15 protein-coding genes and 1 tRNA gene are annotated in these 16,969 nt (G+C 57.5%); 1 reads left to right on the top strand and 15 read right to left on the bottom strand.

Going from position 1 to position 16,969, the window contains the following annotated elements; genetic code table 11:
• Positions 1–16: 16 nt before the first annotated feature.
• Together OJ965_RS05920 and OJ965_RS05915 are read right to left on the bottom strand one after the other, a co-directional pair.
• A complete protein-coding gene (locus OJ965_RS05920; protein ID WP_265138277.1) occupies positions 17–982 on the bottom strand; it encodes a sensor domain-containing diguanylate cyclase in 966 nt (321 codons plus the stop codon).
• Positions 983–1,302: 320 nt separating this feature from the next.
• A tRNA-Phe gene (locus tag OJ965_RS05915) sits at positions 1,303–1,378 on the bottom strand.
• Positions 1,379–1,601: 223 nt separating this feature from the next.
• On the opposite strand from OJ965_RS05915, the gene OJ965_RS05910 reads away from it, so the two are divergent.
• On the top strand, positions 1,602–2,921 hold the full coding sequence (locus tag OJ965_RS05910; RefSeq protein ID WP_154929143.1) for a methyl-accepting chemotaxis protein: 1,320 nt from the start codon (positions 1,602–1,604) through the stop codon (positions 2,919–2,921).
• A gap of 26 nt (positions 2,922–2,947) precedes the next feature.
• Here OJ965_RS05910 and mrdA read toward each other — a convergent pair whose 3' ends face one another.
• The 13 genes from mrdA to OJ965_RS05845 form a co-directional block, all read right to left on the bottom strand.
• A complete protein-coding gene (gene mrdA, locus OJ965_RS05905) occupies positions 2,948–4,837 on the bottom strand; it encodes a penicillin-binding protein 2 (RefSeq protein WP_140924957.1) in 1,890 nt (629 codons plus the stop codon).
• A gap of 209 nt (positions 4,838–5,046) precedes the next feature.
• The gene (gene deoD / locus OJ965_RS05900; protein WP_009087192.1) at positions 5,047–5,760 is read right to left on the bottom strand and encodes a purine-nucleoside phosphorylase; all 714 of its coding nucleotides are present in this window, start codon (positions 5,758–5,760) and stop codon (positions 5,047–5,049) included.
• A gap of 27 nt (positions 5,761–5,787) precedes the next feature.
• Positions 5,788–7,011 carry a phosphopentomutase gene (gene deoB, locus OJ965_RS05895; RefSeq protein ID WP_009087193.1) on the bottom strand — a complete coding sequence of 408 codons (1,224 nt, stop codon included), beginning with the start codon at positions 7,009–7,011 and terminating at the stop codon, positions 5,788–5,790.
• 95 nt (positions 7,012–7,106) lie between these two features.
• The gene (gene deoA / locus OJ965_RS05890) at positions 7,107–8,435 is read right to left on the bottom strand and encodes a thymidine phosphorylase (RefSeq protein ID WP_265138271.1); all 1,329 of its coding nucleotides are present in this window, start codon (positions 8,433–8,435) and stop codon (positions 7,107–7,109) included.
• A gap of 62 nt (positions 8,436–8,497) precedes the next feature.
• Positions 8,498–9,277, bottom strand: a complete 780-nt coding sequence (gene deoC, locus OJ965_RS05885) for a deoxyribose-phosphate aldolase (RefSeq protein WP_140924952.1) — start codon at positions 9,275–9,277, stop codon at positions 8,498–8,500.
• Positions 9,278–9,486: 209 nt separating this feature from the next.
• A complete protein-coding gene (locus OJ965_RS05880) occupies positions 9,487–10,284 on the bottom strand; it encodes a TatD family hydrolase (protein ID WP_265138268.1) in 798 nt (265 codons plus the stop codon).
• Positions 10,281–11,333 (bottom strand): patatin-like phospholipase family protein, encoded by a 1,053-nt coding sequence (locus tag OJ965_RS05875; RefSeq protein WP_046102541.1) that lies wholly within the window; start codon positions 11,331–11,333, stop codon positions 10,281–10,283. Before OJ965_RS05875 ends, OJ965_RS05880 begins: the two co-directional genes overlap by 4 nt.
• Positions 11,334–11,552: 219 nt before the next feature.
• The gene (locus OJ965_RS05870; protein ID WP_003848537.1) at positions 11,553–11,714 is read right to left on the bottom strand and encodes a DUF1328 domain-containing protein; all 162 of its coding nucleotides are present in this window, start codon (positions 11,712–11,714) and stop codon (positions 11,553–11,555) included.
• Positions 11,715–11,812: 98 nt separating this feature from the next.
• Positions 11,813–12,427, bottom strand: coding sequence for a molecular chaperone OsmY (gene osmY / locus OJ965_RS05865; RefSeq protein WP_046102542.1), 615 nt, complete (start codon positions 12,425–12,427; stop codon positions 11,813–11,815).
• Positions 12,428–12,685: 258 nt separating this feature from the next.
• On the bottom strand, positions 12,686–14,272 hold the full coding sequence (gene prfC, locus OJ965_RS05860) for a peptide chain release factor 3 (RefSeq protein WP_009087207.1): 1,587 nt from the start codon (positions 14,270–14,272) through the stop codon (positions 12,686–12,688).
• 284 nt (positions 14,273–14,556) lie between these two features.
• Positions 14,557–15,660: a M20 peptidase aminoacylase family protein gene (locus tag OJ965_RS05855; protein WP_009087209.1), complete on the bottom strand. Its 1,104-nt coding sequence runs from the start codon at positions 15,658–15,660 to the stop codon at positions 14,557–14,559.
• Between the two features lie 4 nt (positions 15,661–15,664).
• Positions 15,665–16,141, bottom strand: coding sequence for a YjiG family protein (locus tag OJ965_RS05850; RefSeq protein WP_009087211.1), 477 nt, complete (start codon positions 16,139–16,141; stop codon positions 15,665–15,667).
• Complete coding sequence (locus OJ965_RS05845; protein WP_009087213.1) at positions 16,131–16,799, bottom strand: nucleoside recognition domain-containing protein; 669 nt, start codon at positions 16,797–16,799, stop codon at positions 16,131–16,133. Before OJ965_RS05845 ends, OJ965_RS05850 begins: the two co-directional genes overlap by 11 nt.
• Positions 16,800–16,969: the final 170 nt, after the last annotated feature.

The raw sequence follows: 16,969 nt of genomic DNA, 5'->3' as shown, positions 1-16,969 counted from the left end.
AGCCGGGTATATCAGGTCACAGTAATCGGGTAATGTCAGGATCAAAAGCCACACCGCGTTTGCCGTTTTTCTTGATGCGGTACATCGCTTCATCCGCGCGCGCCAGCGCGGTGTCGAAATCATCGCTGGCCTGCACCTGAGATACGCCCACAGAAGCCCCGATCATGGCGTGTCCGTTTGCCATCTCAAACGGCGTCAGAACGGCATCCAGGCAGGCATGGGCCAGCGCTCTGACCTGCGGATGAATGATGGCAAAGGGCAGCAACAGGACAAACTCATCCCCACCGAGCCGGCCGGTGATGACCGCTTCCGGAACGCTTTGCGTCAGCCGCTGACTCAGCTCAATGAGTACTTCGTCACCGCTGCGGTGACCCAGCGTGTCATTGACGTGCTTGAAGTTATCCAGGTCAATAAAGACGACACAGAGCGGCCCCTGCGCTTTGAGTTCGCAGAAGGCACTTTGCAGTGCATGACGATTGTTGAGTAATGTCAGGGGATCGTGCAGCGCCAGCAGCGCGAGCTGCTCTTCATATTGCTTCTCTTTGGTCATGTCGATATGCGTGCCGATTACTTTGACCGGCTGCCCCGCTTCATTCCACTCGCTGACCCGGCCACGATCCAGTACCCAGGCGATACTGCCATTTTTGGCGATCATGCGATGCAGGGCCTCGTAGTAGGGCGCTTTCCCGGTAATGTGGTCGTAAAACGCGCGTAAAACCTCGGCGGCATCATCGGGATGCAGGCTCTCTTTCCAGGATTCAAACGTGGCGTCAGTCTCTTTCGGCTGGAAGCCCAGCATGGCACCCCAGCGCCGGTTGAAGATCACCAGCTTGCCGCTGGGAATGTCCAGTTGCCACAGAAACAGCCCGGTGCCATCCAGCGCCGCATTGAGTTTTGTCCGGGCGTCATGCGCTATACGCTTCAGCCGCGCATTATGCTTTTTCAGGTTCTGTATCTGCAGACGCAGCGCTTCTTCTGACATGACCGTAAGACAGGATTGAGAAAGGGGTATTGTGCCTGTCAGAGTGATTCTGTAAAGAGAGGCGTATAAAACACGATTAGTCGCGGCCAATTGCAGGCTGAGCAGCATATCAGGCGGTGGCAGCCTGGCAACACAGCACAGAGGCGAGACGGTAAATTGATTTCGCCGTGAAATCTTTCTGGCGGGTGACCGGATGAGTGAGCGAACGCGGGCAAATCAGTGGAGGGTTATGAAGTGGGATATGGCGCGTGTATCGAACGTTCGATAACGGGTTCGCTCTGAAAAGCAAAAACCCCCGCCGAAGCGAGGGTTTCAAATTTTGGTGCCCGAACCCGGAATCGAACCAGGGACACGGGGATTTTCAATCCCCTGCTCTACCGACTGAGCTATTCGGGCAACGGGGCGCATTAAACCAAAGCGGCCCGGCAGCGTCAAACGCTTTTCGCTAAAATCAGATCGACTGCCCGCTTTTCCATCAACCCGCCCGCTGTGGCTCTCCTGAGACCAAAAACGTGACTGTCGTCAGAATAAATTGTAGTCAGCGGACCGGTAAAAACTCCATTGTGCCGCGCGGATGCCGATAAATAAGGCGAATCCCACACTAATAATAAGGATCGCTATGTTTTCCACCATTACATCAGGAATCGCTGCACGTCACAGCTGGCAGAAACGCGCACACTCAGCAGCCACGCTGAGCTCGCTTAACGGATCTATCGCCATGATCGAATTTTCGCCTGACGGCACCATTCTCAGCGCCAACTCGCTGTTTCTGGCGCGGATGGGCTACACGCTGGCAGAGATAGAAGGCCAGCACCACAGCCTGTTCTGCACCGCAGAGCAGTTACAGTCGAAAGATTATCAGGATTTCTGGCGGCGACTGAACCGGGGAGAGAGCTTCAGCGACAAGTTTCTGCGCGTAGCCAAAAACAGCCGCCCTGTGTGGCTCGAAGCCAACTATGTCCCGGTGCAGAACCGACATGGCCGGGTGATCAAAATCGTTAAGCTGGCCACCGACATTACCGGCCATATCAACGACGCCCAGGAGCAGCGCGCCATCACGACCGCCATTGAGCGCTCTATGGCAGTAATCGCCTTTAACCTCAAGGGCGAGGTGCTCAAAGCCAATGATAACTTTCTGAAAACTATGGGCTACCGCCGCGAGGAGATCGAAGGTATCCATCACAGCCACTTCTGCTCGCAGGCGCTGCGCGACAGCCGGGAATACAGCGAATTCTGGCAGCAGCTCAACCGGGGTGAATTTGTCTCCGGTCAGTTTCCCCGCGTCAACAAAGCCGGTGAGACTATCTGGCTGCGCGCAACCTACAACCCGGTGTTTGACGAACAGGGCCGGCTCTACAAAATCGTCAAATTCGCGACAGATGTCACCGCTCAGGTAGAAAAGAATCAGCAGGAGCATGACGCGGCGCAGCAGGCTTATCACACCGCGCTGCAGACGGATGAGAGTACACGGCTGGGTGCCGATGTGATTGCCAGCAGCGTTCAGACCATGAATGCGCTGGCGGGGGAACTGCAGGGCATCTCCGGCGATATTACCGGCCTGAGCGAGTCATCAGATCGTATCGGCGCGATTGTCGAAGGGATCCGGCGCATTGCCGATCAGACCAACCTGCTGGCACTGAATGCCGCCATTGAGGCCGCAAGAGCGGGCAGCCATGGCCGCAGCTTTGCGGTCGTGGCAAACGAAGTGCGCACGCTGGCGGCGAACATCAACCGCGCGACTACCGACATCGAAAACCGGATACAGCAAAACCACGTGCTGGCGAGCCGCGCGCTGAAGGGGATCGAATCGAACCTGAAGCGCGCGGATCAGGGCGTGCAGCTGGCCCAGGAAGCGGGCGGCGTCATCGCCGAAATCCGCGAAGGCGCAACCGATGTGGTGCGTGCCATCGGCCAGGTCGCCAGAACGCTTAAGGCCTGAGTGGCTGCGGGGGCTGTTGCCCCCTTTTATTGCGCGGTCTGCGCGGTCTGGGTGGCGGACGCCGTCGCCTCTGACGCGGGCGGGATAAAGATATGGTCCAGAATGTCCCGCATCACCGGCGCAGCCGTCACCCCTTCCCCGCCGCCATTCTCCAGAATCAGGGCCACCGCGACCTTAGGGTCGTTAAAGGGGGCAAAGGCGGTGTAGAAGATATGGTCACGCAGCCGGACCGGGATCATCTTCGCGTTATAGGTCTGGTTCTGGCGCAGGCTGAAAACCTGCGAGGTGCCACTTTTCGCGGCGATGCCATAAGGCGCCGTGTGGAAATATTTATAGCCGGTGCCGTTAGGTGAGTTCGCCATGCCAAACATCGCACGGCGCACCAGCGCCCAGTAGGGAGAATGGGGATCGCCAATCTGCGTTTCGCGCAGCGGTGGATGGTAGTTCTCTACCAGGGTGCCGCGCTGGGTTTTCTCCAGCAGATGCGGCGCAATCACCCGGCCGTTGTTGATCAGCGCCACCATCGCTTTCACCATCTGAATCGGCGTCGCAATCCAGTAGCCCTGGCCAATGCCGACGGAGACCGTATCGCCCTGATACCACGGCTTTTTATGCACCTTCTGTTTCCACTCGCGGCTCGGCAGCAGGCCGTTATACTCCTCATTCAGATCGATACCGGTCGATTTGCCATAGCCGAACTGGCTGAGCATGGTGTGAATGCGATCGATGCCCATCATAAACGCCACCTGATAGAAAAAGGTGTCGGCAGACTCTTCAATGGCGCGGGTCACATCCAGCATACCGTGGCCCGTCTTTTTCCAGTCGCGATAGCGCCGGTCGGTGCCCGGCAGCGTCCAGGTCGGCGCGCCAAAGAACTGCGTCTGCGGCGTAATCACATGGGTCAGCAGAGCCGACATCGCCATGTAAGGTTTTACCGTCGAGGCGGGCGGATAGAGTCCCTGCGTGACGCGGTTAATCAGCGGCAGGTTTTTATCCTGCAGCAGCTTTTTGTAGGCCTGATAGCTGATGCCTTTGACAAACGGATTGGGGTCATAGCTGGGGCTGGAGACCATCGCCAGCACCGAACCGTCGTGCGGATCTTCAATCAGCAGCGCCGCACGCTGCCCCGCCAGGCGGCTTTCCACATACTGCTGCAGATGGAGATCCAGCGTCAGCGTCAGGTTCTTCCCTGCCACCGGCGGCACCTCTTTCAGCACCCGGACAATGCGGCCGTGGTTATCCACTTCCACTTCCTGATAGCCCGGCTTGCCGTGCAGCAGCGCTTCGTAATAGCCCTCAATGCCCTGCTTGCCGATGTTATGGTCCGCCGCATAGTTTTCGGCGATCCCCTCTTCATTCAGGCGCTTGTAGTCGCTGTCGTTGATTTTCGAAACATAACCGACCACATGTGCCAGATCGGCCCCGTAGGGATATTCCCGATCCTGATAGGTCTCAAGACTGGCACCGGTGAAGCGAAACTGATTCACCGCAAAGCGGGCGACCTCCTCTTCGGTCAGCTCCTCTTTCAGCACCACCGGCTTGTAGCGGCTGGTCTGCTTCAGCGCATGGCGGAAGGTGTCGATCTCATCGGGCGTCAGATCCACGAGCGGCGTCAGCTCGCGCAGCGTCGCTTCCATGTCGCTGATTTTATACGGCGTCAGCGTGATGGCGTACCAGCTGACGTTACGCACCAGCGGAATGCCGTTGCGGTCATAGATCAATCCGCGCGTCGGCGCGATGGGGATCATCTTGATGTCGTTCTGATTGGAGCGCGTCTGGTAATAGCCGTGATCGCGCACCTGCAGACGGAAAAGGTTCACGCCAAGAATAGTGAAACAGAGACAGACCAGAGCAAAGGCAACTGCAGCACGGCGGGCAAAGAGCTTCTCTTCAGCTTCGAAGTTACGAAAATTCATCAGGGGGCATTATCAGGCGATTAATTATTATCTGTTGTTGCGCACCATAATAAAGCGCGTTCGCGGCGGTGCCAGCACGAAGATGCACAAGCCTCGGCAAAAGTGTGTCATTTGATGTGAATGTTACGGGAGAGCGCGGGGGAGTGAGGCAGATCCTCCGGGTAAAGAGGATCTGAACAGATGGCGGACGACAGCGCCCGCCAGAGGGATTAATCACCCAGCAGGACAGATTCCAGTGCGATCTTAATCATGTCGTTGAACGTCGTCTGACGTTCAGCCGCTGTGGTCTGCTCATGCGTGCGGATGTGGTCTGATACCGTGCAGATGGTCAGGGCTTTGGCGCCAAACTCAGCGGCCACACCGTAGATGCCTGCCGCTTCCATCTCAACGCCGAGGATGCCATATTTTTCCATCACGTCGAACATCTGCGGATCCGGGGTGTAGAAAAGGTCGGCAGAGAAGATATTACCGACGCGTGCTTCAACACCCAGGTTTTTCGCCGCATCCACCGCGTTGCGCACCATGTCGAAGTCAGCAATCGCCGCGAAGTCGTGATCTTTGAAACGCATACGGTTCACTTTGGAATCGGTGCAGGCACCCATACCAATCACGATGTCACGCAGTTTGACGTCAGGACGCACGGCTCCACAGGAGCCAACACGGATGATCTTCTTCACGCCGAAGTCAGTGATCAGCTCTTTGGTGTAGATGGAGCAGGAAGGGATACCCATTCCGTGACCCATGACAGAGACTTTGCGGCCTTTGTAAGTGCCGGTGTAGCCCAGCATGCCACGCACATTGTTCACTTCAACCGGGTTTTCCAGGAAGGTTTCTGCGATGTGCTTTGCACGCAGCGGATCGCCGGGCATCAGAACAACATCGGCAAAATCGCCCATTTCAGCATTGATGTGAGGAGTAGCCATGGTTTAAATCCTTATTAAAGTGCTGATTTACAGCATGTTCTTGCCATAGTCCATGTCGGACAGGCCAAAGTAGTGTGCAATTGTCTGACCAATATCGGCGAACGTCTCGCGGTAGCCCAGTGAGCCTGGCTCCACCTTCGGTCCGTAGATCAGAATCGGAATGTGCTCACGCGTATGCTCGGTGCCTTGCCAGGTCGGGTCACAGCCGTGGTCCGCGGTGAGGATAAGAATGTCATCTTCGCCGACCAGTTCCATCAGCTCAGGCAGGCGACGGTCAAACAGCTCCAGGCCGCCAGCATAACCGGCGACATCGCGGCGATGCCCCCAGGTGGAGTCAAAATCCACGAAGTTGGTGAAAACAATCGCCTGATCCGGCGCCGTTTTCATCTCCTGGATCGTCGCGTCAAACAGCGCATCCAGACCAGTCGCTTTGACCTTTTTGGTAATGCCCTGCTCCGCATAGATATCGGCGATTTTGCCCACTGAAATCACATGCCCGCCTTTCTCATCCACCAGCTTTTTCAGCATGGTGGCTGAAGGTGGCTCAACCGCCAGGTCGTGACGGTTACCGGTGCGCTCAAACTGCCCCGCTTTGTCACCCACAAACGGACGGGCAATCACGCGGCCGATGTTATAGCCCCCTTCCGTCAGCTCTTCACGGGCGATTTCGCACAGCGCATAGAGGCGGTCGAGGCCAAAGGTCTCTTCATGACAGGCGATCTGGAACACCGAGTCTGCCGAGGTATAGAAAATCGGCTTGCCGGTTTTCATATGCTCTTCGCCCAGCTGATCGAGGATCACGGTGCCTGATGAGTGGCAGTTTCCGAGGTAGCCCGGCAGGTCAGCGCGCTCCACCAGCTTGTCCAGCAAATCCTGCGGGAAGCTGTTCTCTTTGTCGCTGAAGTAGCCCCAGTCAAACAGTACCGGCACACCGGCGATTTCCCAGTGGCCTGACGGCGTATCTTTGCCCGAAGACAGCTCACTGGCGTAGGCGTAGGCGCCGGTGATCGTCGCCTCAGGGTCCAGACCGGCCGGGAAGCGACCGGTCGACAGCTCCGCGGCTTTACCCAGACCCAGCGCGGTAAGATTAGGCAGATGCAGAGGGCCTTTACGTCCCTTGTCTGCTTCACCTTTAAAACAGGCTTCAGCGATGTGACCCAGGGTATCTGAACCTGCGTCACCGAACTTATCGGCATCTTTACTGGAGCCAATTCCAAAGGAATCGAGAACCATAATAAAAGCACGTTTCATGCAAGTCTCCTGCGCATTGGCGCGTGACAAGTCAAAAAAAAGCGATCAGATCAGTATACCTGAATGCATCGCGGCTGGCACGGGTTACGGGCCAGTTAGCGGATATCGCTCACACGGCGATAGACAACCGGCGTCTCAGCCGGGGCGCTGTCACCCAGCACCAGCGCGGCTTTCACCGCGGCGGCGGCCTGCAGCCACTGCTCTTCGCTGCTGGCGTGAATCATCGCCAGAGGACGCTGTGCGTCGGCCCGTTCGCCCAGGGTGATCATGTCGCTCAGGCCGACGCTGTAATCAATGCTGTCGCTGGCACGCTGACGTCCGCCGCCCAGCGCGACCACAGCCAGCCCCAGCGCACGGGTATCCATACGGCTGACGATGCCTGGCTGGTCGGCATATACCGGTCTGCTCAGCATCGCCTGTGGCAGATAGGTGTCGTAGCGTTCGACAAAATCGGCCGGCCCCTGCTGAGCCGCAACCATACGCCCGAAGCAGTCGGCCGCGCTGCCGTTGTCCAGCACCGCCATCAGCTTCTGACGCGCTTCGGCGTCGCTGGCAGCCAGTTTACCGGAGATCAGCATTTCACTGCAGAGCGCCAGCGTCACCTCCAGCAGGCGCGGATTGCGCTGCTCTCCGGTAAGGAAACGCACCGCTTCACGCACTTCCAGCGCATTACCTGCGGAGGAGGCAAGCACCTGATTCATGTCGGTCAGCAGGGCTGTGGTCTGACAGCCTGCGCCATTGGCGACGCCCACGATCGACTGCGCCAGCTGCTCAGAGGCGTCATAGGTTGGCATAAACGCGCCAGAGCCGACTTTCACATCCATCACCAGTGCATCCAGTCCCTCGGCCAGCTTCTTCGCCAGAATCGAGGCGGTAATCAGTGGAATGGAATCAACGGTGGCGGTGATGTCACGCGTGGCGTAGAAACGCTTGTCCGCCGGGGCCAGCGAGCTGGTCTGGCCGATAATCGCCACACCCACCTGCTTAATGATCTCGCGAAAACGGTCATCGCTGGGGAAGATGTCGAAGCCCGGAATCGCCTCCAGCTTATCCAGCGTGCCCCCGGTGTGGCCCAATCCGCGCCCGGAGATCATCGGCACATAGCCGCCGCACGCCGCCACCATCGGTCCTAACATCAGTGACGTCACATCGCCAACGCCGCCGGTAGAGTGCTTGTCCACCACCGGGCCGTTGAGATGGAGTGATTGCCAGTTGAGCACCGTACCGGAGTCGCGCATCGCCATCGTCAGCGCCACCCGCTCAGGCAGGGTCATATCATGAAAATAGATGGTCATCGCCAGCGCAGCAATCTGGCCTTCCGAAACGCTGTTATCGCGCACGCCGTTGATGAAGAAGCGAATCTCCTCTTCAGTCAGCGCATGGCCGTCACGTTTTTTACGAATAATTTCTTGTGGCAGGAACACGAAAGCCCCCTGGTTCAGAAAAGATGCGGTGGGGAAAAGGCGGTCCGCGACCGCCAGAAGGATCAGTAACCAGCTTTGCTGGTGTCGCTGTCGTGACCCAGGGTATTCAGCAGGCTCGCCAGCAGGCTGGAGGCACCAAAGCGGAAATGGCGCGCATCGGCCCAGTCGGCGCCCAGCGTCTCTTCCGCCATTTGCAGATAGAGTGCGGCATCTTCCGCGGTGCGCACGCCGCCCGCAGGTTTGAAGCCAACCTGCTCACTGACGCCTTTATCCCGGATCACATTCATCATGATCTGCGCCACTTCGGGCGTCGCGTTGACCGGCACTTTGCCGGTAGAGGTTTTGATAAAGTCGGCACCGGCGTCGATGGCGATTTCTGACGCCTGACGAATCAGCGCTTCCTGCTTCAGCTCACCGGTTTCGATGATCACTTTCAGCAGCACATTCGCTTCCGCACAGGCCGTTTTACAGGCTTTGACCAGATCGAAGCCGACCTGACTGTTCCCGGCGATCAGCGCGCGATAGGGGAACACCACATCCACTTCATCGGCACCGTAGGCGATTGCGGCACGGGTCTCGGCCAGCGCAATGTCGATGTCATCATTGCCGTGCGGGAAGTTCGTCACCGTGGCGATACGAATCTCCGGCGTGCCCTGCTCGCGCAGCGTTTTACGCGCAATCGGAATAAAACGCGGATAGATGCAGATTGCGGCGGTGTTGCCTGCCGGGGATTTGGCCTGATGGCACAGGGCGATCACTTTTGCATCGGTGTCGTCCTCATTCAGGGTAGTCAAATCCATCAGTTTCAGGGCGCGCAGGGCGAGGTGTTTGATATCGGTCATGAGGCTCTCCAAAGAATCGGGGTGCAACCCACCGGCTCGCCGGCGGAATGTTATAATAATAACACTCTGAAGCGGCCTGATATGTGCCAGCAGTCACATAGAAATAAGAAATTGGTGCAAAATTACCACGCAGGCTGTGACAAAAATCGCAGATAACGCGGATTAATGGCCATTATACGTCACGCGATGCGATGTTACTATTATCACATTTAAGGGCGCAGCGCCGGAAAGGCGGGATCGAGCCGGAACAGCTGCTGGCTGTTGTGCCACAAGGCATCGGCAATTTCTTCAGGTGACTCGTCACGCAGGCTGCAGAGCACCTCCCACACCCGACGCGCCCGTTCAGGACGATTGGGCTGGCCCTGAAAGCCCTGCAGCGGCATATCAGGGGCATCGGTTTCCAGCAGCAGCGAAGAGAGTGGCAGCTGCGCCACGGTCTGACGGGTTTTGCTGGCGCGCTCATAGGTAATGGTGCCGCCAACGCCAATCGCATAGCCCAGCCGGATAAAAGCCTGCGCCTGCTGCAGGCTGCCAGCAAAGCCATGCACCACGCCACGGCGCGGCAGATCGTGACGACGCAGGATCTGCGCGAGTTTGTCATGCGTGCGCCGTGAATGCAGGATCACCGGCAACTGATAGGTTTTCGCCAGCTTAAGCTGCGCCTCAAGAAAGCGCTGCTGCTTATCAAACTGCGGATCGTCGCGATAGAGATCCAGCCCGATCTCGCCGATCGCCACCAGCTTACGCGGTCGCTGTTGCAGCAGCGTTTCAAGCTGGTCGAGATGGGAGGCCTGATGCGCTTCAATCACGATCGGATGCAGCCCCAGCGCGGCATATAAGGCCGGATGCGCCGCGGCCAGCGCAGAGACCCGCTCAAAGCGGGTGGCATCAATCGCCGGAACGATGATCTTCTCCACGCCCGCCTCAGCGGCGCGCGCCAGGCTGGCGGAAATGTCCCCCTCAAACGGCGGAAAGTCGAAGTGGCAGTGCGTGTCGATAAACTTCATGCCAGCGATCCTTTGTCGTAATGCTCATCGTTATCCGCCAGCGGCGGCGTGATAATCTGGCGGGTATCGGGCGCGTTCGCCACCGGGGCAGCGGGCGTGACGATGCGCGGCGAGGTCAGCGGTTCCGCATCGCTCAGCCACTGCCCCAGCGTCGCGAGGAAATAGCGGCCGCAGCGCCGTCCCAGATGATAATCCTGATTCAGTGAGCTGATGCGGCTGCCAAGCGCACTGCTGGCCAGCGCATGCGGCGGAAAGATTTCGATGATACGCAAATCATCGGGGGGATTCTCAATGAACTGCTGAATTTCCCGATAGCTCTGTTCATGCCGGTTGACCACATTCACCATTGGCTGCAACGCGCCGGTACTGAGCCAGCGCTCCATCCGCCTGAACCATTTCGGGGTGTAGAACATCTGCGACGGCACGGTGCGGATCACCACGATGGTGTCAGCCCCGCGACGGGCCGCCTCCCGCACCGGAATGGCATCGCTGATGCCGCCGTCGAGATAGCTGATCCCCTCCAGATTGACCCCCAGCCGGTAAAAGCCGGGGATGGCGCTGGAGGCTTTGATCAGATCCAGCCAGTTGTCGGCAGTGGGCGTGAAGTAGCCAGGGGTGTAATCGTCACTGCGGCAGGCGCACATATAAAATTCGCGGCCGCTGGAGAACATCTGCTCTGCACTGCTCATCGCCAGCGGAAATTCACTGCGGGTAATCTCAATCAGCCAGTCGAGATCGATCAGATTTCCCCCGCGCACAAAGCGCAGCGGATCGAAAAAGAGTTTGCTGGTGGTATATCGGGTAATGACGCGCCGGGCATAGCCGGGCTGACCACAGACATAGGCAGAGAGATTTTGTGCACCGGCAGAGGTGCCAAGCATCAGCTGAAACGGGTTAAATCGGGCGCGCTGAAATTCATCCAGGACACCGGCGGTGAAAATACCGCGCTGACCGCCGCCTTCACACACCAGGGCAATCTTCTGCGATTTAAAGGGGATCAGTGCCAGAGGTTCAATGGCACCAAGCGTGACAGGAATGCGTATACCCACTGTACGAACCTCAGAAGGGCTCCGGGCAGGCTGGGGGAGCAATCCGCTTGCAGCGGCAGCATTCCGGAGAACCAGTCCTCTATTCCTTTAACCGGTAAACCTGTCAGGCAGGCTTACCACCGTCGCGATATGAAGGTGTCCCTCTCTTCACGTCTGTCGCTGACGATGACTGGTCTCCGCTCTATGCTTTGCGTTGCATTACACTGCAGGACTCATCGGCTAAAGCTTTTTACGGCCGGTAAACAGGCTGATGAGGAACAGGATAATACCAACAACGAAGACAACTTTAGCTGCCCATGCTGCTGTACCCGCTAAACCGCCAAAACCTAACGCTGCAGCAATCAGTGCGATCACCAGAAAAATAATGCCCCAACGAAACATAAGCCTCTCCTTACCCTATTTAAATTCGAACTGCTTATTTCATCCCCGGATGGGTCTCTTTTATTCGTGCGGCCACAACCGAGACCGCACTGCAGCCATTAAGATTTAACCGTCAGGTCATTCTTAACGCTTTTCACGCCTTCAATGGCTTTAGCGATGCTTTCAGCACGGTCTGACTGTGCCTTACTCGCCACGTGCCCTGAAAGCTGAACAACGCCGTCGGTGGTTTCAACTTTAACGTTGCGCGACGGAACAATGTCATCCGCTAATAGCTTAGCTTTAATTTCGCTGGTCGTTGCGGCATCGCCCGCATAACCTTTCACAGAAGTGGTTTTGCTGTCTCTGACGTGTAGTTTGTCGCTGACGGATTTAACACCTTCGATTTTCTGCACCACAGCCACAGCCTTTTCAGCCTGATCCTGTGAGGTGACGAAACCGCTTAAGGTCACGACGCCCTGATGCGTTTTTACCGAGATATCCGTGCTTTTAATGGCGTCGTCATCCACCAGTGCCGCTTTGGCTTTGGCGGTGATGCCGCTGTCATCCATATAACCATCGACTTTTTTCATAGAACTATCGATTTTCGAACCCGCGCTGTCGGCAGTCTGAGACGCTTTCTGAGAAAGTGATTCGTCAGCCAGGGCGCTGCCGCTGATCAGTGCTGAGCCAATCATGGCGGCCATCAGGGTTTTAGCAATCTTAGTCTTGTTCATCGATATCTTCCTTCTATCAGTTAACTCACCCAAAACTGTGGGCGAAACAGCAGCACAGGTGCCGCTGCGTTACAGGACGTAAGGACAAGAGAAGTCTCTTTCGCCGTCCGATAGAATAATCATAGTCGGCATTTTGTGATTTGCCTGGCTAACTGGTTGATCGCACGTTAAAACAGCAGAAAAACAGGGTTTTTAGGAGGAGTCTGTAGCGGGGAAAACAGGGCCATTCCCTGCTGGAATGGCCCGGAAACAGCGCGATCAGTGCTCGCGCGTTTTGCGGAAACGAACGTCCGGATAACGTTCCTGGGTAATATTGAGGTTGACCATGGTAGGCGCGATATAGGTCAGATTATCGCCGCCATCGAGCGCCAGGTTAACTTCGTTTTTACGCTGGAAGTCATCAAACTTTTTCACGTCGTCGCACTCAACCCAGCGCGCCGTAGAGACGTTGATCGCTTCGTAGATCGCTTCGACGTTATATTCGCTCTTCAGGCGTGCGACGACCACGTCGAACTGCAGCACCCCGACCGCACCCACGATCAGATCGTTGTTGTGCACCGGGCGGAACACCTGCACGGCGCCCTCTTCCGACAGCTGAACCAGCCCTTTCAGCAGCTGTTTCTGCTTCAGCGGATCGCGCAGGCGGATACGGCGGAACAGTTCTGGCGCGAAGTTCGGAATCCCGGTGAACTTCATATTTTCACCCTGAGTAAAGGTGTCGCCGATCTGAATGGTGCCGTGGTTATGCAGGCCGATGATGTCGCCAGGATAGGCTTCTTCCACATGGGAACGGTCGCCCGCCATGAAGGTCAGCGCATCGGAGATCATCACATCTTTGCCGGTGCGCACCTGACGCAGCTTCATCCCCTTTTCATACTTCCCGGAAACCACACGCATAAAGGCGACGCGGTCACGGTGTTTCGGGTCCATGTTTGCCTGGATCTTAAAGACAAAGCCGGTGAACTTCTCTTCCTGCGCTTCTACAGTGCGGGTGTCGGTCTGACGTGGCATCGGACGCGGCGCCCATGAGACCAGGCCATCCAGCATATGGTCCACGCCAAAGTTACCCAGCGCGGTGCCGAAGAAGACCGGCGAGAGTTCGCCGCTCAGGAACGCTTCCTGCTCAAACTCGTGCGAGGCACCCTGCACCAGCTCCAGCTCTTCACGCAGCTGCGTCGCCAGATCTTCACCGACGGCGCTGTCGAGTTCCGGGTTATTCAGCCCCTTCACGATGCGCACGTCCTGAATGGTGTGCCCTTTACCGGACTGGTAGAGGTAGGTCTCATCTTTGTAGAGGTGATAAACCCCTTTGAACAGCTTGCCGCAGCCAATCGGCCAGGTGATCGGTGCGCAGGCGATTTTCAGCTCGCTTTCCACCTCATCCAGCAGCTCCATCGGATCGCGGATGTCACGGTCAAGTTTGTTCATAAAGGTCAGGATCGGCGTATCGCGCAGACGGGTGACTTCCATCAGCTTACGGGTACGATCCTCGACGCCTTTCGCGGCATCGATCACCATCAGACAGCAGTCCACGGCGGTCAGGGTGCGGTAGGTGTCTTCCGAGAAATCTTCGTGACCTGGGGTATCCAGCAGGTTCACCAGGCTGTCACGGTAAGGGAACTGCATCACCGAGGTGGTAATGGAGATACCACGCTGTTTCTCCATCTCCATCCAGTCCGACTTGGCGTGCTGGTTAGAGCCACGGCCTTTTACCGTACCGGCGGTCTGGATAGCCTGTCCGAACAGCAGCACTTTTTCGGTAATCGTGGTTTTACCGGCATCCGGATGCGAAATAATCGCGAAGGTGCGGCGGCGTGCCACCTCTTCTAAAAAGGGATTAGACATGAATTCTTCTCAATGGAGCAGCGCGGGTCACAGGCGCTGCTGATAAATCACGGTGGCCGGCAGAACCTTACCGGCGGGTAAACGGTGCCAGAACGAACTTTTATCGTTGGCGGGTCAGCGCGAAGTTACATTGGCGTGAATTCCGGTTACCTGGTCAGCTTTAAGGCGGCATAGCATACAATATTTTGCGCGCGCGGCCTACAGGGGAAGGGGCGGGATTTAGCGGAGATAGCGCGGTGAAGAGTAGCTCAGGGCGGGGCTGTCCCGCGCCCGCCCTGTTTTCGTTATCCCAGCACCTTTCTGACGCAGGCTTTGAAGATCTGCACGCCGATCTCCAGCGAGCTGAGGTCAAATCGCATATCGGGATGGTGCAGCCCTGGCGTCAGGTTAGTACCCAGCCCCCAGAACCCCGCTTTCACCCCCGGACGCTTCACCGGATAGTAGAAAAAGTCCTCGCTGCCTGGCGTCGTGCGGGCCGGCAGTGCACCCGCTTCGCCCAGTACCTCAACGATAGCGGCGCGGATCACCGCCGTGGCTTCATCATCGATCTCGGCCGCAGGCATCTCTTTCAGCACCCGGACCTCGGCGCTGGCCCCCAGCGCCGCCACGCTGTGGGTAATGGCGCGCGTGACCTGCTCTTTCAGCTGGGTCATCGGTCCATTCTCCTGAGAGCGCAGATCCCACACCACACGGGCTTCATCCGGCACCGAGTTTGTTACCCCGGCATCACACAGGAAACGGGTCGCTTTAACGCTCCAGGTCAGGCCGGGAGAGAGATGCAGGGCGTTGACCGCCTGCACCGCCTGAACGGCGGCATCGAGCGCATTCACGCCCAGATGCGGACGCGCCGCGTGGGCAGGCTGGCCTTTAATCGTCGCTTCCAGCGTGCTGCAGGCGGAGTAAAGCACCGCAGGCACCGCCTGCCCCACGACACACTCCTCCAGCGGACGCAGATGGAAGCCCAGAATCATCTCTACATCATCCAGCGCGCCCCCCTCGATCATCGACAGCGCACCGGCGCCCAGCTCCTCGGCGGGCTGAAACAGGATCTTCAGCCGGCCACGTTTCACTGTGCCCTCCTGCAGCAGCGCCGCGGCCGCCGTCAGCACCACCGACGAGTGACCATCGTGACCGCAGGTGTGCCGCGCGCAGGGGACACCGTCGATCACGTGTCCCAGTGCATCCATATCCGCCCGCAGCGCCAGCACCGGCCCCGGGACACCGCTGTCAATCTCCGCCACGATACCGGTGGTGTTGTTAATGTTGCGCGTCACCTTCAGGCCCGCTTTCTCCAGCTGATCAGCGATATAAGCCGAGGTTTTGAACTCCTGAAAACCGAGCTCCGGGATTTCATGCAGCGTGTGATAATGCTCCAGTACCTTAGTCAAAACGTTACTCCTGAATAAACAGACGCATAACAGACATGGCGATCAGCGCGTTGATGATGCTGACCAGCATCAGCAGCGGCCAGTATTTTTTGGGTACATCGGCCACACCCAGCAGCCGTCCCATATATTGCAGTTGCGATCCCATCAGAAAAATCGCCGGCGCCAGGATGGTGATATCTGCCCCGGTCAGCAGCCCTTTGGTCAGCAGGCTGACCGCCACGCCGGTTCCTGCCGACGACGAGAGCCAGGCCGTCAGCAGCACCGTGATCGCTTCACCCGGCAAGCCGAACAGCCCCATGACCGGCGCAAAAACATGGCCAAGGAACTGCATGATGCCCAGCAGATTCAGCACCTCCGCCAGCACATAGGCCATCACCACATTCGGCATCAGGTTGTGGATGGCGATATGAAAACCTTTCCGTGCGCCGGTCACAAATACGTCAAACGGATTGCTGCTGGCAGTAACGCTTTTATTTTCCATCGATAAAATCCTTCTTATAAACACTGTTTAGCACAGCGCGCGTGATGGCCGCACCGACAAATTTCAGCGCGAACATGACTAACAGCGGAATGATGATCGGCAGCGTCATTGAGGCAAAGAGTGCGGAACCGATGGCGAAGTAGTTATTGATTAACCCGGCCCCGGAATATTGCCAGGCGCTCATGACCACCACCTCTTTCTTACCGATCTGCTTCTGATCGGCCATCTCTTTCGTTAACGCTGCACCCGCGTCGGTGCTTTGCAGGTCGGTGATGAGTGCCAGCCCGCAATGCCCCGGCAGCCCCATCAGAGGTCTGAGTAAGGGCGTCAGCAGCCGGTGCGCCGCCCGAATCGCGCCGTAGTGGGTAAAGATCTCCAGCACGCCCAGCGCCAGCATGACGGTAGGCGTCAGCGACAGGGCGAACAGGAAGCCGGCTTTGGCACTCAGCCCGCCTGCGCCGAGAAAGGTGTTACTGGCGGGATCTTTCATGGTGCCAAAACTGCCGCCCAGCGTGGTGAAATCAAACGCGCCAAGCCATTTCAGACCGTCGACGTTATAAAAGAGCCCGGAAAAAAACAGAATGGCAAAAATTAACGCGACATAACTGCCTCGGGTCGCCGTCATTTTCATCGGTGTAACGCGGGTTTCATCTGACATGATTTTCTCCTGATCACCAGACCAGCCCCTGTTCCCTGTCGGGGCAAGTTTCAATATATGGAACTAAGTTCTAAGCAGGATTTATGCCAGTGCTGCCGCAGTCAGCCTTTATTCCTGCCCTGTTTCGCCTCTCCGGCTCTCTCATCCCCGCGATATGCGCGACTGCACGG

This window comes from Pantoea anthophila, assembly GCF_026104315.1.
GTDB classification, from domain to species: Bacteria; Pseudomonadota; Gammaproteobacteria; order Enterobacterales; family Enterobacteriaceae; genus Pantoea; species Pantoea anthophila.
This window is presented reverse-complemented; position numbering and strand designations above follow the sequence as displayed.

What these genes read in the sequence shown, in the direction of transcription:
- OJ965_RS05920 (WP_265138277.1), bottom strand. Translation starts at nt 982, where the DNA reads ATGTCAGAAGAAGCGCTGCGTCTGCAGATACAGAACCTGAAAAAGCAT.
- OJ965_RS05910 (WP_154929143.1), top strand. Translation starts at nt 1,602, where the DNA reads ATGTTTTCCACCATTACATCAGGAATCGCTGCACGTCACAGCTGGCAG.
- mrdA (WP_140924957.1), bottom strand. Translation starts at nt 4,837, where the DNA reads ATGAATTTTCGTAACTTCGAAGCTGAAGAGAAGCTCTTTGCCCGCCGT.
- deoD (WP_009087192.1), bottom strand. Translation starts at nt 5,760, where the DNA reads ATGGCTACTCCTCACATCAATGCTGAAATGGGCGATTTTGCCGATGTT.
- deoB (WP_009087193.1), bottom strand. Translation starts at nt 7,011, where the DNA reads ATGAAACGTGCTTTTATTATGGTTCTCGATTCCTTTGGAATTGGCTCC.
- deoC (WP_140924952.1), bottom strand. Translation starts at nt 9,277, where the DNA reads ATGACCGATATCAAACACCTCGCCCTGCGCGCCCTGAAACTGATGGAT.
- OJ965_RS05880 (WP_265138268.1), bottom strand. Translation starts at nt 10,284, where the DNA reads ATGAAGTTTATCGACACGCACTGCCACTTCGACTTTCCGCCGTTTGAG.
- OJ965_RS05870 (WP_003848537.1), bottom strand. Translation starts at nt 11,714, where the DNA reads ATGTTTCGTTGGGGCATTATTTTTCTGGTGATCGCACTGATTGCTGCA.
- osmY (WP_046102542.1), bottom strand. Translation starts at nt 12,427, where the DNA reads ATGAACAAGACTAAGATTGCTAAAACCCTGATGGCCGCCATGATTGGC.
- prfC (WP_009087207.1), bottom strand. Translation starts at nt 14,272, where the DNA reads ATGTCTAATCCCTTTTTAGAAGAGGTGGCACGCCGCCGCACCTTCGCG.
- OJ965_RS05850 (WP_009087211.1), bottom strand. Translation starts at nt 16,141, where the DNA reads ATGGAAAATAAAAGCGTTACTGCCAGCAGCAATCCGTTTGACGTATTT.
- OJ965_RS05845 (WP_009087213.1), bottom strand. Translation starts at nt 16,799, where the DNA reads ATGTCAGATGAAACCCGCGTTACACCGATGAAAATGACGGCGACCCGA.